Origin of the sequence: Streptomyces sp. NPDC053474 (assembly GCF_044544845.1) — a bacterium.
Taxonomy (GTDB): Bacteria; Actinomycetota; Actinomycetes; order Streptomycetales; family Streptomycetaceae; genus Streptomyces.
The window spans coordinates 186658-205012 of the sequence record NZ_JBITXV010000014.1; the positions used below are offsets into that span (position 1 = coordinate 186658).

An 18355-nucleotide genomic window follows, 5' to 3' on the forward strand; every position below is an offset into this window, starting at 1 on the left:
GCACTCGCTGAGTGCCGGGCCCGCGCCTTTCACACACCGTGTGCGCCATGGGCTCGCATATGCCCTGCGCACACTCTCCCGCCGCGACGACCAGGCGAGTTGACTTTCCGCTGCGCACAGGGGGGATGTGACCCCACTACTGAGAGGAGCGGAGTCGTGACCACCGACCCCGAGCGTCCCGTGGTCCCGGAAGAACTCGCAGAGTTACGTCGGGGCTTGGACGTGGGTCTCGCCCGCGTCGACGGACAGCTCGCGTTACTCACCCAGCGCGACCTTCAGCACACCAAGGACCAGGACGACCTGTCCGTACGGCTCGCGGCCCTGGAACACACCCGTTGGCCACTGCCCGCCCTCGCTGCGCTCACCGCGGTCGGTGCGCTCGCCGTGGCGGTCTGGCAGGCCCTCGGACACTAGCCCGGGGCCGCGTCCGAGCGGTCAGCGCGCGTCCTCGCCGAGGCGCAGATGGTGCAGCAGGAGGAGCGCCGCCGCCATGTTGGCGGCCGGGACCTCGCCGCGCGCCACCATGTCGGGAACGAGCTTGAGCGGCACCCACTCGCGTCGGTCCGACTCGAAGTCGTCCTCGGGGTGGCCGATGTAGGTCCCCTCGTCCGACCAGTAGATGTGGTGCCGGGCGTCCGTCAGCCCGTTGGACGGCTCGACGCTCATCAGGTGTCGCAGGGGCCCCGGCCGCCAGCCGGTCTCCTCCTCCATCTCACGCGCGGCCGCGTCGGCGATGTCCTCTCCGTCCTCCACCACCCCCGCCGCGAGCTCCCAGCCCCAGCTGTCGGTGATGAAGCGGTGCCGCCACAGGAGCAGCACCTCGTTGGCCTCGTTGACCACCGTGGCGATCGCCACCGGACGGAGCCTTATCAGGAAGTGGTCGAGGTGCCGGCCGTCCGGCAGCTCGACGTCTGCGAGATTGACGGTGAACCATCGGTTTCCATACACAGTCTGTTCGCTCTGTTTCGTCCACTGCACGGTTCTGCCACCTTCCGCCGAGTAGATGGCAATATCGCAGCAGGAGGGTGGGAGAGCACTCGGCGCACGGCGGGGCGACGTAGCACGTGTCAGGCGTCGTTCCGCCCCCGCGCCCCCGATGTCACGACGTCACGGCGTCACGGAGAACCGCGCCGCACTGCGCCCCCGCTCCTCACAGCGGCACCCGCAGCGCCCCGTCGATCAGCTCCGCGGCCTCGGCCGTGCCCGCGCAGTCGCTGCGGACCAGGTACTCGCGCACCGCGCGCAGCCGGTCGCGCAGGCGCTGGGACTCCATCCCGCGCGCCTGCTCCGCCATCTCCACCGCCGTGGCCACCGCCTCGTCGGTGTTGCCCTGGCGCAGCTCGATCTGGCTGAGCATCGCGAGCCGGTGCACCCGGCCCCGGTCGTGCGCCGGGGTGTCCACCGCGGCGGCGGCGTGTTCCCGCGCCGCCGCGAGATCACCGAGGCTGAGCAGTGCCTCCGCCACCTGCACATTGACCAGGCCCGGCTGGACATAGCCCGTCTCGTCCGGCTCCCGGCCGCGCCGGATGCGCTCGGCGGCCACCTCGGCCCGCCGGATGCAGGACAGCGCGCTGCTGCCGTCGCCCAGGTGCGCGTACGCCTTGGCCTGCATCGCGTACAGGTCGGACGCGAGGGCGGGCGTGATGTCCCGGCCCGCGGCGCGCAGCGCGGCCTCCGCGAAGGCCACCGCCTGGCGGTACTCGCGCATGAAGAGGGACTGGTTGACGAGCAGCGCGATCACGTACGCGCCGAGCCCCCGGTCCCCGCTGGCCTTCGCCAGGCGCAGCGCCTGGTGGAAGTAGCGCTGGGCGAGGCCGTGCGCGTCCGAGTCGTAGGCACAGATGCCCGCTATCGCCACCAGGCCGCCGGTCGCGCGGTGCAGCTGACGCCCCATCGCGTCGGTGTAGCTGCCGCGGAGCAGCGGCGCCGCCTCCGCGTTGAGGAAGCCGACGATGCGGGTGCGGGTCGCGATGCCACCGGTCTTGCGGTACATCTGCTCGTAGTGCGTACGGGCCGCGCGCAGCATCTCCAGGTCCGCCATGCTCACCGGGTGGCGGCCGCCGCGCGAGACGTCCGTGTCCTCGGGTGGATTCTCCCACTCCCACACCGGCATCACGGCGGGCGTCCCGGTCACCGCGGGCGCGCCGAGCAGGTGCGGGCGCTGCTGCTCGTCCGACCGCCACAGCGCCGTCGCCCGCTCGACGAACCCCGAGAGCGTGGAGGCCATCGTGCCCCCGCGCAGGGCCGGGCCGCCGGGCACGCCGAGGCCGATGTCGTCGAGCGTGACGGTGCGCTGCAGCCGCGCGGCGAGCACCTCGCAGATCAGGTCGGGCACCTGGCCGCGCGGGCGCTGGCCCTTCAACCAGCGGGCCACGGCGGTGTGTTCGTATCTCAGGGAGAGGCCGCGGGCCTTGCCGGCGTGGTTCACATGGGCGGCAAGGCCCGCGTGCGAGATGCCGGCTTCGTCGAGGATCGCGTCGAGCAGGGTGTTGGGCTGCATGGATGCCCCTCCGGTGGCTCGGTCCGCCCAGCCTAGTGGAGCGCCCTTCACACGGGGTGTGAACGGAGTGCTCGCATCCGGGGGGCACGCGCTCTGCCGCACGGGGCGCGCGGTCGGTTGACTGAGGGTCCTCACCAGGAGGCGGCCGGGCCGTCGGCTCCCCCCTCACTCAGCGCGGCGGCCCCTGTCGGCGCCGTCCGTTCGTCCGTCGTCTGCCCGGCAGTTCCGCGACGGCACGGACGGCGCGGGCCGCACCACACCGGGCGGTGTTCAGCTCATGGTGCGGGCGCACCGCCCGGTCTCCGTCTGCTGCCGGGGGACCCTCTTGCGGTCGTTGCGCAGCACGAGCAGCGCCGCGTCGTCGGACGGGAGGCGGCCGATGTGCCGCAGGAGCCGGGCGTACACGGACTGGATCACCTGCTGCGGCGACACCGGCTGGCTCCTGGCCGCCTCGCCGAGCACGGCCTTCAGCGGGAAGAACCGCCCGGAGCCGTCGCGCGCGTCCTCCACGCCGTCCGTGTGCAGCACCAGCGCGTCGCCCGGCAGCAGCCTGCCGCAGAGCTGCACGGGCAGTTCGGCGGGCAGCGGGAAGGGGCCGAGCGGCGGCAGCGGCTCGCCGCCGGAGAGCAGCTGGGCGCGGCCGCGCAGCCGATAGGGCCACGGGTGGCCGCAGTTGAGCGCCCACACCTCGCCGTCCTGGCCGATCTCCACCAGCAGGACGGTCACGAACTCCTCGGCGACCGGGCTCTCCGGCGCCGCCGCGCCGCTCGCCGGGTGCTCGGCGCGGGAGCGCTCCCGCAAGTGCCGGGCCAGGGCCCGCTCCAGGCGCCGCAGCACCTGCGGCAGTTCGGGCTCGTCGTGGGCGGCCTCGCGGAAGCTGCCGAGCACGGCGGCGACGGTGCCGATCGCGGCGAGGCCGTGGCCGCGCACGTCGCCCATGACGAGGCGGACGCCGTGGTCGGTGGCGGCGACCTCGTACAGATCGCCGCCGACGGAGGCCCCCAGCGAGGCGGAGAGGCGGCCCGCGGCCAGCGCGAGCCCGTCGACGCGCGGCGGCAGCGGCCGAAGCAGGACGTTCTGCGCGGCGCCCGCGACCTCGCGGATCTGCCGCAACTCCCGGATCAGCGCGTGCCGCACCTGGACTATGAGTCCCGTGCCGACGGCGAAGAAGACGGCGCTGGTGACGATCCGCGCCCCCAGGCCGTGCTGCTGCGCGAGCGGACAGACCAGTTTGTACGTGATGGCGACGGCGCCCCACACCGTCGGCAGGCCGAGCGCGAGCGCCCGCCGCAGCCGACGGCGGCACGGCCGCTCGAACGTCGCTGACGGACGCTCGTCACATCCGTCGCCACCACCGCGGGCCCGCCGCCGCGGTCCGCGCCGGGTCCCGGCGCCGCGGCGGGGCGTACGAGGCTTGATGAGGATCATGCCGACGGCCCCCCTAAGGCCCGGTTCAGCGTGCGGGCCGTGTACGGGACCGGTCCCCACGGCCGGATTGATTCTGTCGACCGGATGGCCGGATCGGGTCAGATCACCGGCAGTTGTCACTCAAACGAGTGAGCGGGCTCAGGGTGTCCCCGAGTACGCCGGAGGGGGCGCATCCGCTTTCGCGGACACGCCCCCTCAGCAGCACTTGCGCGCGCCGGGCCGGTACTAGGCCCCGCGCAGCACCGCGCCGGTCGTCTCGGCGGCGCGCGCCACGGCCGCGTCGCGGGCGGCCGAGGCCTCCTCGACCGTCAGCGTGCGGTCGGCGGCGCGGAAGCGCAGCGCGTACGCGAGCGACTTCTTGCCCTCGCCCAGCTGCTCGCCGGTGAAGACGTCGAACAGGCGGATGTCCTCGAGCAGGTCACCCGCGCCGTCGCGCAGATACGCCTCGACGACGGCCGCGGGGACGTCCTGGTCGACGACCAGGGCGACGTCCTGCGTGGCCACCGGGAAGGCCGAGATGCGCGGCGCCCGCAGCGAGCCCTCGCCCGCCTCCTGGAGCAGGTCCAGGTTCAGCTCCATCGCGCAGGTGCGGGCGGGCAGGCCCAGCGCCTTGGTGACGCGCGGGTGCAGCTCGCCCGCGTGACCGATGGAGACCAGGTCGCCCTGCTCGCCGTTCGGCCCCTCGGCGCTGTCCAGGAACACCAGGAGCTCGGCGCAGCGGCCCGGGTGCCAGGGGCCGTACTGGCCCTGCTGGACGATGAGTTCGGCACCGGCCTCGCGGGCCAGGGTGCGCGCCGCCTCGACGGCGTCCGCCCAGTCGGCCGGCCGGCCCTTGCCCCACCAGCCGGAGCGCTCGCGGGCGCCCGCGAGCACGACCGCGGCGTGCCGCGGCTGCTCGGGCAGCACGCCGTTGAGCGCGGCGATCTCCTCGTCCGTGGGACGGCGGCCCGCGGGCAGGCGCCCGGCGACGTGCGCGCCCTCGGCGGGGTGGAAGACCAGGCCGGTCTCGAACAGGGCCAGGTCGTGGCTGCCCCGCCCGTCGTTGCGGCGCAGCGTGGCGAGGAGGCCGGGGAGCAGCGTCGTACGGAGCGCGGGCTCCTCGTCCGACAGCGGGTTGACGAGCTTGACGACGCGGCGGTTCGGGTCGTCGGCGTCCAGGCCGAGCTGGTCGAAGACCTGCTCGCTCACGAACGGGTAGTTCGGCGCCTCGACGTAACCGGCGCCCGCGAGCGCGCGCCCGACCCTGCGGTGCAGCCGCTGCCGCTCGGTCAGACCGCGTCCGGCCGGGGGCTTGGGCAGCGTCGAGGGCAGGTTCTCGTACCCCTCGAGGCGGATGACCTCCTCGGCGAGGTCGTTGACCTCGACGAGGTCGGGGCGCCACGACGGCACGGTGACGGTCAGGACGTCCTGGCCGTACACGTCGCAGCCGACCTGCTGGAGGCGGCGCACGACCGTCTCGCGGCCGTACGCGACACCCGCGACGCGGTCCGGGTGGTCGGCGGGCATCGTGATGGTGTGCGGCGCGGAGGGCGAGATGACCTCCGTGACGCCCGCCTCCGCGGTGCCGCCCGCGAGCAGCACGAGCAGGTCGACGGTGCGCTGCGCGGCAGCGGACGCGGCCTGCGGGTCGACGCCCCGCTCGAAGCGCCGGGCCGCCTCGGAGGACAGCTTGTGGCGACGGGCGGTGCGGGCCACCGCGACCGCGTCGAAGTGCGCGGCCTCGATGACGACGTCGGTGGTGCCCTCTTCCTCCGCGTGGTCGGCGATCTCCGTGTTGGCGCCGCCCATGACACCGGCGAGGCCGATGGGGCCGCGCTCGTCGATGATCACCAGGTCCTCGGCGTCGAGCACGCGCTGGGCGCCGTCGAGGGTGGTGAACTTCTCGCCCTGCTCGGCGCGGCGGACGCCGATGGTGCCCTGGACGCGGGAGCGGTCGTAGGCGTGCAGCGGCTGGCCGAGCTCCAGCATCACGTAGTTGGTGACGTCGACGGCCAGCGAGATCGGGCGCATGCCCGCCTTCTGCAGGCGGCGCTGGAGCCAGATCGGCGAGCGGGCGTCGGGGCTGAGCCCGGTGACGGTGCGCGCGGTGAAGCGGTCGCACCCGACCGGGTCGCTGACCTGCACCGGGTACCCGAAGGAGTTCGGGGCCGGGACGTCGAGCAGCGCCGGGTCGCGCAGCGGCAGGCCGTACGCGGTGGCCGTCTCGCGGGCGACGCCGCGCAGCGACAGGCAGTAGCCGCGGTCGGGCGTGACGGCGATGTCCAGGACCTCGTCGACGAGTTCGAGCAGCTCGATGGCGTCGGTGCCGGCCTCGTGCTCGGGCGGGAGCACGATGATGCCGCCGCTGCCGTCGTCGCCCATGCCCAGCTCGTCGCCGGAGCAGATCATGCCGTGCGACGTCTTGCCGTACGTCTTGCGCGCGGAGATGGCGAAGCCGCCGGGCAGCTCGGCGCCGGGCAGGACCACGACGACCTTGTCGCCCACGGCGAAGTTCCGGGCGCCGCAGACGATCTCCTGCGGCTCACCCGTGCCGTTGGCCGTGCCGACGTCCACGGTGCAGAAGCGGATGGGCTTCTTGAAGCCCTCCAGCTCCTCGATGGTGAGGACCTTGCCGACGACGAGGGGGCCCTTCAGGCCCGCGCCGAGCTGTTCGACGGACTCGACTTCGAGGCCCGCGGAAATCAGCTTGGCCTGCACGTCGCGGCCGGTCTCGGTGGCGGGGAGGTCGACGTACTCCCGCAGCCAGGAAAGCGGGATGCGCATCAGATCTCCGTCCCGAACGGCCGGGTGAAGCGGACGTCACCCTCGACCATGTCTCGCATGTCTTCGACGTTGTGGCGGAACATCAGCATCCGCTCGATGCCGAACCCGAAGGCGAATCCGCTGTACTTCTCGGGGTCCACACCGCAGGCGGCCAGCACCTTCGGGTTGACCATGCCGCAGCCGCCGAGCTCGATCCAGCCCTCGGACGAGCAGGTGCGGCAGGGGCGGTCGGCGTTGCCCACGGACTCGCCGCGGCACACGTAGCAGACCATGTCCATCTCGGCGGACGGCTCGGTGAACGGGAAGAAGTTCGGCCGCAGGCGGGTCTTCATGCCCTCGCCGCCGAACAGCTTCTGCACCATGTGGTCCAGCGTGCCCTTGAGGTCCGCCATGGTCAGGCCCTCGTCCACGGCGAGCAGCTCGACCTGGTGGAAGACCGGGGTGTGGGTGGCGTCCAGCTCGTCGGTGCGGTACACGCGGCCGGGGCAGATCACGTAGACCGGCGGCTCGCGGTCGATGAGCGAGCGGATCTGCACGGGCGAGGTGTGCGTGCGCAGCACGACGCCGGAGTCGGCCGAGCCGTCCGCGCCTTCGATGAAGAACGTGTCCTGCTCACCGCGCGCCGGGTGGTCCGGGCCGATGTTCAGGGCGTCGAAGTTGAACCACTCGGCCTCGGCCTCGGGGCCCTCCGCGACCGCGTAGCCCATGGCGACGAAGATGTCCTCGATGCGCTCGGACAGCGTGGTCAGCGGGTGCCGGGCGCCGGGCGCGACGCGGTCGTGGGGCAGCGTGACGTCCACCGCCTCCTCGACCAGGACGCGGGCGTCGCGCTCGGCCTCCAGCTCGGCCTGGCGGGCGGCGAGCGCCTTGTTCACGGCGCCGCGGGCCATGCCCACGCGCTTGCCCGCCTCGGCCTTGGCCTGCGGGGGCAGCGCGCCGATCTCGCGGTTGGCGAGCGAGAGCGGCGAGGTGCCGCCGCAGTGCGCGGTCTTCGCCTCCTGGAGCTGGCCGAGGTCGGCGGCGGCCGCGAAGGCGGCGAGCGCCTCGTCCCGCACGCGCTCGATCTCTTCAGGTTTCAGTGCCTCGACCTCGACAGGGTCGTACGACTTGTTCGGTGCCGACATCTCTTCCCGTGCTTCCGGTTGGCTGGCGGATGGTCCCCGTCAACGAGTCGGAGACGAGTTGTCCCGAAATTGGGGACACAAAGGTGCCAACGACCGAGTCTAACGGGGTGGTGGTGAACGCATGCGCCCGCGGGCTGCTCAGGGCGTCCTCACTGGAGGTACGCCGGAGCCCCCACGGGCAACGTAAATCGGAACTGGGCGCCGCCGCTCGCCGCGCGGCCGACGGTGATCGTGCCGCCGTGTGCCTCGACGATGCCCTTCACGATGTACAACCCCAGTCCCGTCCCGCCGCGCTTGCTGCCCCGCCAGAAGCGGGTGAACACGCGGCCCATCGACTCCTCCGGAATGCCGGAACCCTCGTCGCTGACGGTGACCGCGGTGTCGGTCGCTCCCCGCACCCGCAGGGACGGCGAGGGCGCCACGTCGATGGTGACAGTTCCCTCGCCGTGGCGCACCGCGTTTTCCAGGAGGTTGCTGAGCACCTGGTCGATCTTGTCGGGGTCGGCCCACAGGTCGGGCAGCGGCTGCTGGAGGCGGACGAGGAAGCGGTCCGCGTCCTGTCCCGCGGCGACGTGGGCCTGGATGTGGCGCCCGACGGCGGCCCCGATGTCGACGGGCTGGCGGCGCAGCTCCAGGCGGCCCGAGTCGATGCGCGAGATGTCGAGGAGCTCGGCGATCAGCCGGGTCACCCGGTTCGCGTCGGCGTCGACGGTCTCCAGCATCAGCCGCTTCTGGTCGTCGGTGAACCGTTCCCACTTGGCGAGCAGCGTGGCGGTGAAGCCCTTCACGGACGTCAGCGGGGAGCGCAGTTCGTGGGCGACCGTCGCGATCAGCTCGGCGTGGCTGCGCTCGGTGCGCCGCCGGGCCTCGGTGTCGCGCAGCGAGACGACGAGGCGGCTCAGCGGGCCCTTCGGCCGCGACCGTACGTACCGGGCGGAGACGAGCACTTCCCGGCCGCCGGGCAGCAGCAGATTGCGCTCGGGCTGGGCGACGCGCGTGACGAGGCCCCCATAGGGGTCGGTCACCTGCCACCACCGGCGGCCTTCGAGGTCCTCCAGGGGCAGGGCGCTCTCGATGCGGATGCCGAGCGCGTCGGCGGCGCGCACGGCGGTGATGCGCGCCGCGGCGGCGTTGAAGCAGATGACGCGCCCGCTCTCGTCGGCGACGACGAGGCCGTCGGGCAGGTCGTCCGGGTCGATGCCGAGCTCTCCGAGGCCGGGGCCCGCCGGGCCCGCGTGGCCCGCGGGAGGGCACAGGATGCCCCGCACTCCCGGTGCTCTGCTCGTGCCGACGCTCATTCCCCTTATCCCCGCCTCTCGGAGCTGGCGCAGTGGGCCCCCGAGCCCGACACACTACTAGCCGGGGGTGACGGAGCGGCACCCTCCGGCGGCACGCTGTGCACGGGCGGACGCATAGAGGCATACGGCTGCCGCGGTCGCGAGGTTCAGGCTCTCCGCGCTGCCGTGGATCGGAACACGCACCACGGCGTCGGCGAGTGCGCGGGTCTCCTCCGGCAGCCCCCAGGCCTCGTTGCCGAAGATCCAGGCGGTCTCGGTGCCCATGGTGCCCTGGTCGAGCTCGGCGTCCAGGTCGTCCTCGCCCGCGCCGTCCGCGGCGAGGACGCGTACGCCCGCCGCCTTCAGGCCGCGTACGGCCTGCTCGACGGGGACGCCCACGGCCACCGGCAGATGGAAGTGCGAGCCGACGGAGGCGCGCACCGCCTTGGGGTTGTACAGGTCCACGGACGCGTCGGTGAGCACCACCGCGTCGGCGCCCGCGGCGTCCGCGCAGCGCAGCACGGTGCCCGCGTTCCCGGGGTCGCGTACGTGCGCGAGCACGGCCACCAGCTTGGGGCGACCGGCGAGGATCTCCTCGAACGGCACGTCGAGGAAGCGGCACACCCCGACGAGCCCCTGCGGGGTGACGGTGGTCGAGATGTCGGCGATCACGCTCTCGTCGGCGAGGTGCACCCGTGCCCCGGCGGCGCGCGCGTCCGCCACGATGTCCGCGTACCGCTCGGCGGCCTCGACGGTCGTGAACAGCTCCACGAGCGTGGCCTGTCCGCCGCCGCGGTGCCCGGCCGCCTCCCGGACCGCCTGCGGTCCCTCCGCGAGGAAGAGCCGCTCCTTCCCCCGGAAGTTCCGCTTGCCAAGCCGCCGCGCGCCACTGACGCGCGGCGAACGCGGGGAGATCAGTTCGGGACCGTGTGCCATCAAGTCGCTTTCAGCTGTACGGGGTGAGGGGGACGGGAGCGCCGCGCGGGCGGGCCGAACGCGACTGGACCCGCAGGCTCAGAGCGCCTGCGGGTCCAGTCACGGTTCGAGCTCAGTGCGACGTCACGCGGCCTTGGGGGCGTTGACGTCGGACGGCAGCGCCTTCTGCGCGACCTCGACGAGCGCCGCGAAGGCGTTGGCGTCGTTGACGGCCAGCTCGGCCAGGATCTTGCGGTCCACCTCGATGTTGGCGGCCTTCAGACCCTGGATGAAGCGGTTGTAGGTGATGCCGTTGGCGCGGGCAGCGGCGTTGATGCGCTGGATCCACAGCTGACGGAAGTCGCCCTTGCGCTTCTTGCGGTCGTTGTAGTTGTAGACGAGGGAGTGGGTGACCTGCTCCTTCGCCTTGCGGTACAGGCGCGACCGCTGGCCGCGGTAGCCGCTGGCCTGCTCGAGGATCGCCCGACGCTTCTTGTGGGCGTTGACTGCCCGCTTGACGCGTGCCACTTGTTAACTCCTTGTAGCGGGGCCGTGGTGGTCGTCACACGGCCCGATTCGACTGATGTCCCGGTCCTGGCGTCGCGTGACCCCCGTCACCGGGGGTCGCGACGTCACTTGCCGAGAAGCTTCTTGATCTTCTTGGCGTCGCCCGGGGCCATCTCGGCGTTGCCGGTGAGGCGACGCGTCAGACGGGACGACTTGTGCTCGAGCAGGTGGCGCTTGCCGGCGCGCTCGCGGAGCACCTTGCCGGAGCCGGTGATCTTGAAGCGCTTGCTGGCACCGCTGTGCGTCTTGTTCTTCGGCATAGCGCCGTTCTCTCCTCGTCAGTGGCGCTCCGATGCCCGGTCGCGAAACCGGGCATCCGGGAGCGTCATGTGTTCGGTTGGCATCCCTGGACTCGCGTCCGGGGATCAGGCCTCGGCGGGGGCCTCGGCCGGGGCCTCGGCGGGAGCCTCGGAAAGCTCGCCCTCGGCGGCGTTCTGCGACTTGCCGGGGTTGGCCTTCGCGTCCGCCTTGCGGGCCGCCTGGGCCTCACGGGCCTCGGCCATCGCCTCGGTCTTCTTCTTGTGCGGACCGAGGACCATGATCATGTTGCGGCCGTCCTGCTTCGGGTTCGACTCGATGAACCCGAGGTCCTGGACGTCCTCGGCGAGGCGCTGCAGCAGTCGGTAGCCGAGCTCCGGCCGGGACTGCTCGCGACCACGGAACATGATCGTGATCTTGACCTTGTCGCCCTGCTTGAGGAACCGGACGACGTGACCCTTCTTGGTGTCGTAGTCGTGCGGGTCGATCTTCGGCCGGAGCTTCATCTCCTTGATGACCGTGTGCGCCTGGTTCTTGCGCGCCTCACGGGCCTTCATGGCCGACTCGTACTTGAACTTCCCGTAGTCCATGAGCTTGCACACGGGCGGACGGGCGTTCGCCGCGACCTCGACCAGGTCCAGGTCGTACTCCTGCGCAAGCTCCAGGGCCTTGGCAAGCGGGACAATCCCGACCTGCTCGCCGCTGGGACCGACAAGTCGCACCTCGGGAACGCGAATCCGGTCGTTGATGCGGGGCTCGGCGCTGATGGATCCTCCTCGGTAGCACCACGCGACGGTCTGGCGGACAGCCGCGTAACGTCTGTTTTCTCGACCAACCCGTCGGGGGCACAAAAAATGCCCCGGCTGGTCACAGCGGGGCTCCACACAACTACCGGAGCACCTCCATGGTGACCACGGGGCGCATCGGGCGGGTCCACACGCTCGGTGCGGTCCGCCTGACCGGTGACCCGCCGCTCAAGGAGCGGCCAGGTGGGAGTTCGGAGCCTCCACTTGTGGGCCGGATCCCTCGGTCATCCGTGGGCGTCCGGCCGGTCGTCACCCAAGGTTAGCAGGTCCCGGGGGGTGGGGCTAACGGCTCGCGGGCGGCTCTAGGGTGTGGGACATGAGTGACACAAGCCCCACGCCCTCCCCGACCCCTTCGGCCGCCTCCGCCGAGAGCCCCGACTTCGACGCCATGACCCGCGACATCGCGGACGTGCCCGCAGTCGAGGTGATCACGACGGTCGCGGTGCACCTGATGAGCGCGGCGGCGGTGAACCTGGGCCTGGCCGAGGAGGGCGAGACCCACAAGGACCTGGACGAGGCCCGCAAGCTCATCCAGGCCCTGGCCGGTCTGCTGGACGCGAGCGCCACGGAGGTCAGCTCCTTCCACGCGGCTCCGCTGCGGGACGGCCTGAAGTCGCTGCAGCTGGCGTTCCGCGAGTCCTCCGTGGTGCCGGACGCGCCGGGGCAGGGCCCTGGCGAGAAGTACACGGGGCCGGTGTTCGGCTAGCCGTCAGCGTACGTAGAGGGGCTCGCCCGGTGGCGTCGCCTCGGCCGGCAGCAGTGCCAGGTCGAGGCCGCGCACCAGGCGGGCCCTCAGTGTTTCGTCGGCGGCGAGGGCCTCGGCCAGGCGCCGGGCGGTGTCGGCCGGGGCGGCGCCCGGGGCGAGGACCAGGGCGAGGGTGCCGTCGGCCGTGCCCGGGCCGAGGTGGGCGCGGAGCACGGCGGGCTCGGCGGCGACCGCGGCGCGCACGGCCTCCCGCACGGCCGGGTCGGTGAGCGCGTCGGCGCTGTGGCGGCCCTCGGCGAGGGCGATGAGCGCGGCGCGGTTCAGCTCGTAGGGGACGGGGCCCGCGAGGTCGAGGACGATCGTGTCGGCCTTCTCGTGGGCGGCCGCCTGGAGGGCCTGGTGCAGCGGTACGGCGACGGGGCGGGCGGCCGGGTCCCACAGGGCGAGGGCCTCGGTGGAGGTGAAGGCGGGCAGCGCGGTGCGCTTGCCCGCCTTGAGCGTGGGCACCGCCATGTCGCTCGTCTTCTCCCGGCGCAGTCCGTTCTCGTCCTCTTCGACCTCGCCAAGGACGGCGACGACCGGCACGAGGAGCCTGGCTGTCGCCAGGGCCTTCAGGACCGGGCCGTGGGCGGTCCTGTCCTCGGACCACGCCTCCAGGGCCGCGCGCAGCTCTGGAGCCGCGGAGCCGTCGTCGTCGGAGAAGCCGGGGTCAGGGATGTTCTTTGTCTGCACGTCGTCGACAGTAGCCCGCCGCTTCGCGGCGGGAGTCGCCCACCCACCCGCCCGTTCCTCGGCGCCGCGAAGCGCGGCTCAGCGGCGGCGCGGGCGGCCTCGCCAGAGGTAGGCCGCCGCCGCGAGCAGGGCCACGCCCGCGGCCGCGGCCACGGGGCCCAGCCAGCCCGATGACGTGGCGTCGTCCCGCGCCTCGTCGGGGCCCGGGCCGAAGTACTTCTTGGCGTACGTCCCGCCGTGGGCCCTGGCCCGCAGGGAGTCCGGCTTGAGTCCGGCGGCGCGGCCGAGGGCGGCCACGGGGTCGATGAGGCCGAAGCCGCGGGAGTCGTCGCGGCCGCCCGCGGGGGCGTCCTGGGCAGTGTCCTGGAGGAGCCGCTTGACCTGCGCCGGGGAGAGGCCGGGGCGGGCGGCCCGGATCAGGGCGACGGCGCCGGAGACGAAGGCGGAGGCGGCGCTGGTGCCCCAGCCCTCGTAGTACTTGCGGTCGGGGTCGGCGATGACGATGTCGTCGCCGGGGGCGCTGACCGTGGCGTACCAGCGGCGGGTGGAGAAGGAGGCCCGCGCCCCGTTCTCGTCGACGGCCGTCGCGACGATCACGCCCGGGTAGGCGGCGGGGTAGGAGACGTGGTCGCCGCGCTCACCGCCGTTGCCCGCCGACGCGACGACGACGGCGCCCTTCTTGAGGGCGTACTGGACGGCGGCGTCCTCGCTGGGCTCGGGGTGCGCGGACTTGGAGTCGTCGCCGAGGGAGAGGTTGATGACGTCGGCGCCGTGGTCGGCGGCCCAGCGGATGCCTTCGGCGAGGGCGTTGCCGCGCGACTGGCGTGCCTTCCTGCGGGCCGGGTCGCCGTCCTCCAGGATCACGCGCACCGGCAGGATCCTGGCCCCGGGGGCGATGCCGAGCACGCCGTCGCCGCGGCCCTCGCCGTGGCCGTGCCCGGCGATGATCCCGGCCATGGCGGTGCCGTGCCGGGCCCAGGTCCGGTCGCCGCGCCGGGCGCCGAAGCCCACCATGTCCTTGCCGGGCAGGACGCTGCCCCTGAGGTCGGGGTGGGTGCCGTCGACCCCGGTGTCGAGGACCGCCACGGTGACGCCCTCGCCCTTGGTGGTACGCCACGCCTGGCCGGTGCCCATGGCGTCGAGGGCCCACTGCTGGGCGCGGATGCCGTCGTCGGCACGGGCGGGGGCGGCGGGCAGCAGCGCCAGGGCTCCGGCGAGGGCGGCGGCGGCAGGCGCGTGCCACCGCGTCGGCCGCTCCCGGCCCGGTGTGCCCTGCGTGCTCGGTGTGCTCGGCGTGCTCATCAGGAGGTCTCCGGGGCCGCGCTGGCGGTCTTGCGCAGGCTGCGCTCGACGCGGTCGGCGATGCCCTTGGCGTCGTGGCCGAGGCCCGCCTGGGCGGGGGCGGAGGCGGCGCCCGCCCTCATGGCGTCGGCGGCGGGTTCGGGCTCGGTGACGGCGCGGCCGTCGGCGAACCCGGAGACGGCGTAGGCGACGACGGGCGCGTCGGGCAGGACCGACAGGGTCCAGGTGGCCCGCTGCGCGTCGCCGAAGTGCGCGGCGGGGGTGCCCGGGGCGGCGTACGCGCGGGGCATCAGGTCGGTGCGCCGGTCCAGGCCCTCCTGGCCGAAGCGGGTGCGCAGCGCGTGCATGGCGGCGGCGTCCGCCTTGGTGAACAGCAGGCCCACGGTGGTGAGGTGGCTCTTCGTGGCGTCGGTGTAGGTGGCCCGCAGCAGGCGCTGGCAGCCCACGGGGGCGAGCGCCTTGCGCAGCAGCGGGTCGAAGGCCTTGGCGCAGCCGCTGTCGGGGGCGACGGCGACGCGGTTCCAGACCCGGTCGGCGCCGCCGGGGCCCGCGCCCCCACCCTTGATGGCGGGCGGGAACAGGACGTCGACGGGCAGGCTGTGCCAGAGCGCCCCCGCGGTGGCGTAGGTGGAGCGGGAGCTGCCCGCCGCGTCGGACTCGCCGGTCAGCCAACTCCCGGTCACGGCACCGCCGATGAGCCCGAGCCCGAGGACGGCACAGGCCGCGGCGGCGGCCGCGCGGGGCCGCAGCCAGGCCGCGAGGGGGCGCGGCCGGGTGGTGGTGCCGTCGTCCAGGGCGGGCCGCGCGAAGAACACGAACGGCCGGTGCGCGTCGGGACGCGCCGGGGCGGCGGGGGGCTCGTCCGGGAGGCGGGCGGAGGCGGGCGGGGGCGGGGCGTCCTCGACGTCGGCGGTGGAGGGGGTCGCGGGTTCGGCGGTGGCGCGGCTCGCCCCGGCGGGGCCCTCGGCGCTCGCTGCGCCCGTCCTGGTGCCCGTACGGATGTCCGTCCCGCTATTCGTACGGGCGTCCGTCCCGGCATCCGTCCCGGTGTCCGTACGAGCGTCCGTCCCGGCATCCGTGCCGGTGTCCGCCCCGGCCGCCTCTGCCTCGACGGCCGTGGCCTGGCCCGACGCGACCCGGTCCGCCGCGGCCCGGTCGAAGGGCGCGAGCAAGTCCGCCACCGCGGCCGCGTGTTCGGGCGGGAGAGAGGGGGGCGTGAGGGCGTCCGGGGACGGGCGCGGGGGGACGACCGCAGGGGGGCGCGCGTCGGGGAAGCGGGCGCTCGCCGGGGGTGGGGGCGGCTCCGCCGAAGTGGGGGGAGCGGCCGGGGCGGACGCCGGAGCCGGGGCGGACGCCGGGGCCGGGGGGACGGGCTCGGCCGGGGCGCCGAGGGCGTCGGGGGTGTCATGGGGCCTGGCTGGCAGCCGTATCCCGGGCGCGGTCGGGGCCGGGGAGACGGGCTCGGCGGGAGCGGCCGGGGCGCCGAGGGCGGCAGGGGCACCAGGGGCGGCAGGGGCAGCAGGGGCGGCGGCGCCATGGGGCTTGGTCGGCGGCCGTGGTGGCGTACCGGAACGTGGGGGGACGGGGGGCCGTCGCGCCTCCGTGCTCATGCACCCCCCGTTCCGTCGCGTCGCGCGCTCCCTGCGTGCGCGTCACTTTACGGGTTGACATGAGCCCCACGGGAACCCAGTCCAGGCCACGGGCGATCTGCCCGGAACGTCCCCCTACCCTCGGGTAGCCGTGTCTGGCAGGCTGCGCCCATGACAGGCGGAGCCGCTGACTTCACCGGAGACAGGACCGCGGACCGGGCCCGTTACGACCGGGCCACCGCACATCTCGACGCGCCGCTCGCGCTCGTCGATCTGACCGCGTTCGACGCCAACGCCGACGACCTGACGCGCCGGGCGGGCGGGAAACCCGTCCGGGTCGCGAGCAAGTCGGTGCGGTGCCGGGCCCTGCTGGAACGGGTCCTCGCGCGGGACGGGTTCGCGGGGATCATGTCGTTCACGCTCGCGGAGTCGCTGTGGCTGGCGCGCTCCGGCTTCGACGACGTCCTGCTCGCGTACCCCTCGGCGGACCGCGCCGCCTTCGCCGAGCTCGCGGCCGATCCGAAGCTGGCGGCGGCCGTGACGGTGATGGTGGACGACCCGGCGCAGCTGCGGCTCATCGAGGAGGCGCGCGGTGGCGGCCGCGAAGTGGTGCGCGTGTGCCTGGAGTTGGACACCTCCCTGAGGCTGCTCGGCGGGCGGGTGCGGATCGGCACGCGGCGCTCCCCGCTGCACGAGCCCACCCAGGTCGCCGCCCTCGCCCGGGCGATCGCGCGCAGGCCTGGCTTCCGGCTCGTCGGCGTCATGGCGTACGAGGGGCACGTCGCGGGGGTCGGGGACTCCGTCGCGGGGCACCCCGCCAAGTCCCGGGCGGTGCGGCTCATGCAGTCCACCGCGCGCAGGGAGCTGGCGGCCCGGCGCGCGGAGACGATCCGGGCGGTGCGGGACGCCGTGCCCGGTCTGGAGTTCGTGAACGGCGGCGGCACCGGCAGCGTGCAGCACACGGCGGCCGAGGACGTGGTCACGGAGGTGGCGGCCGGATCGGGCCTGTACGTGCCGCGCCTGTTCGACCACTACACGTCGTTCAGCGGGCGCCCCGCGGCCCTCTTCGCGCAGCCGGTCGTGCGCAGGCCGGGCCGGGGCGTGGTGACGGTGCTCGGCGGCGGCTATCCGGCGTCGGGGGTCGCGGGCGCGGACCGGTCGCCGGTGCCGTATCTGCCCCAGGGGCTGCGGTACTCCGGCCAGGAGGGCGCGGGCGAGGTGCAGACGCCGCTGCTCGGGTCCGCCGCGGACGATCTGCGGATCGGTGACAAGGTGTGGTTCCGGCACGCCAAGGCCGGTGAGCTGTGCGAGCGGTTCGCGGAGCTGCACCTGGTCGTGGGCGACCGGGTGACGGAGACCGTGCCGACGTACCGGGGCGAGGGCCACACCTTCCTGTGAAGCCGTGAAGCCGTGAAGGCCTGCGCCCGTGAGGCCCGGTCTACGGCGTCGGGCCCACGCTGCTGCCCACTCCCCCGCCCGTGGCGCTGTCCCCGATGGGCCTGATCCCGTCGACGAGCTCGTCGATGTCGGACAGCGGGGGCGCGCCGTCCGCCGCGTCGATGCTGACGCGGACGATGACCATGGCCTCGGAGCCGGTGCTGGAGGGGAACGCGAGGGACTGCACGTAGCCGCCGGGCCCCTTCTCGGTGTGGACGCGCCACCGTACGAAGTAGCCGCCGCGGCCCGCGACCGCGACGGTGCCGCTCTTGACCTGGGCGTGCCGGGTGATGCCGCCGAACGGCTCGCGGTCGAGCGCGTCGTGGTCGTACGCGGCGTCGGCGGCGTCCTTGATGTCGCGCCGGGCGAGCTTCTGCGGCGAGCGCTCGTCGGTGCCGGTCACCGTCCGCGTGGTGATCGTGCCGTGGCGGCAGAAGCCGGGGTCGCCGGGGCAGTCGTAGGTGTTCGGCGTCTGCAGGGTCAGCTCGTCGCCGACGGTGTGGTCGGCCTTCTCCCAGCCGTCGGGGACGGGCAGGGTGATGCCGTTGAGCTCGTCGGTGAGGATGTCCGGGTCCTCGGTGGCGGACGGCGAGGCGGTGGGCGAGGCGGAGGTGGGGGTCGGCTCCTCCGGCGCCGGTGCGGTGGGCGCGGGCCCGGCCGTGGGGTCGCCGTCGTCGTCCTGGAGGACCAGGAAGCCGGTGACGATCGAGGCGACGAGGACCGCCCCGGCCGCGCCGAGCGCGACGGCCCGGGCGCGGCGCCCGCCGGTGCGCGCGGGCACCGGCCGCACCACGGTGGCGGCGGGGCCGGGCCGTGCCTGGCCCAGGTGGACCGTGGCCTCGGGCGTGCGCCGGTGCTCGGTCCACGCGGACCCGTCCCACCAGCGCTCGACGGCGGGTCGGGACGGGTCCGGGTACCAGCCGGGCGGAGGCGACATGCTCATCCCGGCAC

The 18355-nt window shown here is 73.9% G+C and carries 17 protein-coding genes; 3 read left to right on the plus strand and 14 right to left on the minus strand.

The window, feature by feature from the left end:
* Nucleotides 1-156: 156 nt before the first annotated feature.
* Nucleotides 157-414, plus strand: coding sequence for a hypothetical protein (locus tag ACIG3E_RS30450; RefSeq protein WP_242715686.1), 258 nt, complete (start codon nt 157-159; stop codon nt 412-414).
* 21 nt (nt 415-435) lie between these two features.
* On the opposite strand, the gene ACIG3E_RS30455 is transcribed toward ACIG3E_RS30450, so the two are convergent.
* The 10 genes from ACIG3E_RS30455 to infC form a co-directional block, all read right to left on the minus strand.
* Nucleotides 436-978: an NUDIX hydrolase gene (locus ACIG3E_RS30455; protein WP_242715688.1), complete on the minus strand. Its 543-nt coding sequence runs from the start codon at nt 976-978 to the stop codon at nt 436-438.
* A gap of 172 nt (nt 979-1150) precedes the next feature.
* Nucleotides 1151-2500: a transcriptional regulator gene (locus ACIG3E_RS30460; protein ID WP_399622782.1), complete on the minus strand. Its 1350-nt coding sequence runs from the start codon at nt 2498-2500 to the stop codon at nt 1151-1153.
* 270 nt (nt 2501-2770) lie between these two features.
* The gene (locus tag ACIG3E_RS30465; protein ID WP_399622783.1) at nt 2771-3928 is read right to left on the minus strand and encodes a PP2C family protein-serine/threonine phosphatase; all 1158 of its coding nucleotides are present in this window, start codon (nt 3926-3928) and stop codon (nt 2771-2773) included.
* A 225-nt stretch (nt 3929-4153) separates the two neighbouring features.
* Nucleotides 4154-6691 carry a phenylalanine--tRNA ligase subunit beta gene (gene pheT, locus ACIG3E_RS30470; RefSeq protein WP_399622784.1) on the minus strand — a complete coding sequence of 846 codons (2538 nt, stop codon included), beginning with the start codon at nt 6689-6691 and terminating at the stop codon, nt 4154-4156.
* Entirely contained in the window at nt 6691-7815 is a 1125-nt protein-coding gene (pheS, locus tag ACIG3E_RS30475) for a phenylalanine--tRNA ligase subunit alpha (RefSeq protein WP_399622785.1), read from the minus strand. The genes pheT and pheS overlap by 1 nt, the downstream gene beginning before the upstream one ends.
* 149 nt (nt 7816-7964) lie before the next feature.
* The gene (locus ACIG3E_RS30480; protein ID WP_138958659.1) at nt 7965-9113 is read right to left on the minus strand and encodes an ATP-binding protein; all 1149 of its coding nucleotides are present in this window, start codon (nt 9111-9113) and stop codon (nt 7965-7967) included.
* Between the two features lie 57 nt (nt 9114-9170).
* Entirely contained in the window at nt 9171-10028 is an 858-nt protein-coding gene (locus tag ACIG3E_RS30485; RefSeq protein WP_242715700.1) for an RNA methyltransferase, read from the minus strand.
* Nucleotides 10029-10151: 123 nt separating this feature from the next.
* Nucleotides 10152-10535, minus strand: a complete 384-nt coding sequence (gene rplT / locus ACIG3E_RS30490; RefSeq protein WP_016642495.1) for a 50S ribosomal protein L20 — start codon at nt 10533-10535, stop codon at nt 10152-10154.
* 104 nt (nt 10536-10639) lie between these two features.
* On the minus strand, nt 10640-10834 hold the full coding sequence (gene rpmI / locus ACIG3E_RS30495) for a 50S ribosomal protein L35 (RefSeq protein WP_030560333.1): 195 nt from the start codon (nt 10832-10834) through the stop codon (nt 10640-10642).
* Nucleotides 10835-10939: 105 nt separating this feature from the next.
* Nucleotides 10940-11599 carry a translation initiation factor IF-3 gene (gene infC / locus ACIG3E_RS30500; RefSeq protein WP_078868995.1) on the minus strand — a complete coding sequence of 220 codons (660 nt, stop codon included), beginning with the start codon at nt 11597-11599 and terminating at the stop codon, nt 10940-10942.
* Between the two features lie 355 nt (nt 11600-11954).
* Between infC and ACIG3E_RS30505 the strand changes: the two genes are divergently transcribed.
* Entirely contained in the window at nt 11955-12344 is a 390-nt protein-coding gene (locus tag ACIG3E_RS30505) for a DUF1844 domain-containing protein (RefSeq protein ID WP_138958661.1), read from the plus strand.
* 3 nt (nt 12345-12347) lie between these two features.
* Here ACIG3E_RS30505 and ACIG3E_RS30510 read toward each other — a convergent pair whose 3' ends face one another.
* From ACIG3E_RS30510 to ACIG3E_RS30520, 3 genes are all read right to left on the minus strand, one after another.
* Nucleotides 12348-13076 carry an SseB family protein gene (locus tag ACIG3E_RS30510; RefSeq protein ID WP_399622786.1) on the minus strand — a complete coding sequence of 243 codons (729 nt, stop codon included), beginning with the start codon at nt 13074-13076 and terminating at the stop codon, nt 12348-12350.
* A gap of 78 nt (nt 13077-13154) precedes the next feature.
* Nucleotides 13155-14378, minus strand: a complete 1224-nt coding sequence (gene mycP / locus ACIG3E_RS30515; protein WP_399622787.1) for a type VII secretion-associated serine protease mycosin — start codon at nt 14376-14378, stop codon at nt 13155-13157.
* The gene (locus ACIG3E_RS30520) at nt 14378-15559 is read right to left on the minus strand and encodes a hypothetical protein (RefSeq protein ID WP_399622788.1); all 1182 of its coding nucleotides are present in this window, start codon (nt 15557-15559) and stop codon (nt 14378-14380) included. Before ACIG3E_RS30520 ends, mycP begins: the two co-directional genes overlap by 1 nt.
* 579 nt (nt 15560-16138) lie before the next feature.
* On the opposite strand from ACIG3E_RS30520, the gene ACIG3E_RS30525 reads away from it, so the two are divergent.
* Nucleotides 16139-17365 (plus strand): amino acid deaminase/aldolase, encoded by a 1227-nt coding sequence (locus ACIG3E_RS30525; protein ID WP_399622789.1) that lies wholly within the window; start codon nt 16139-16141, stop codon nt 17363-17365.
* A gap of 40 nt (nt 17366-17405) precedes the next feature.
* On the opposite strand, the gene ACIG3E_RS30530 is transcribed toward ACIG3E_RS30525, so the two are convergent.
* On the minus strand, nt 17406-18347 hold the full coding sequence (locus tag ACIG3E_RS30530) for a DUF2510 domain-containing protein (protein ID WP_399622790.1): 942 nt from the start codon (nt 18345-18347) through the stop codon (nt 17406-17408).
* Between the last annotated feature and the right edge of the window lie 8 nt (nt 18348-18355).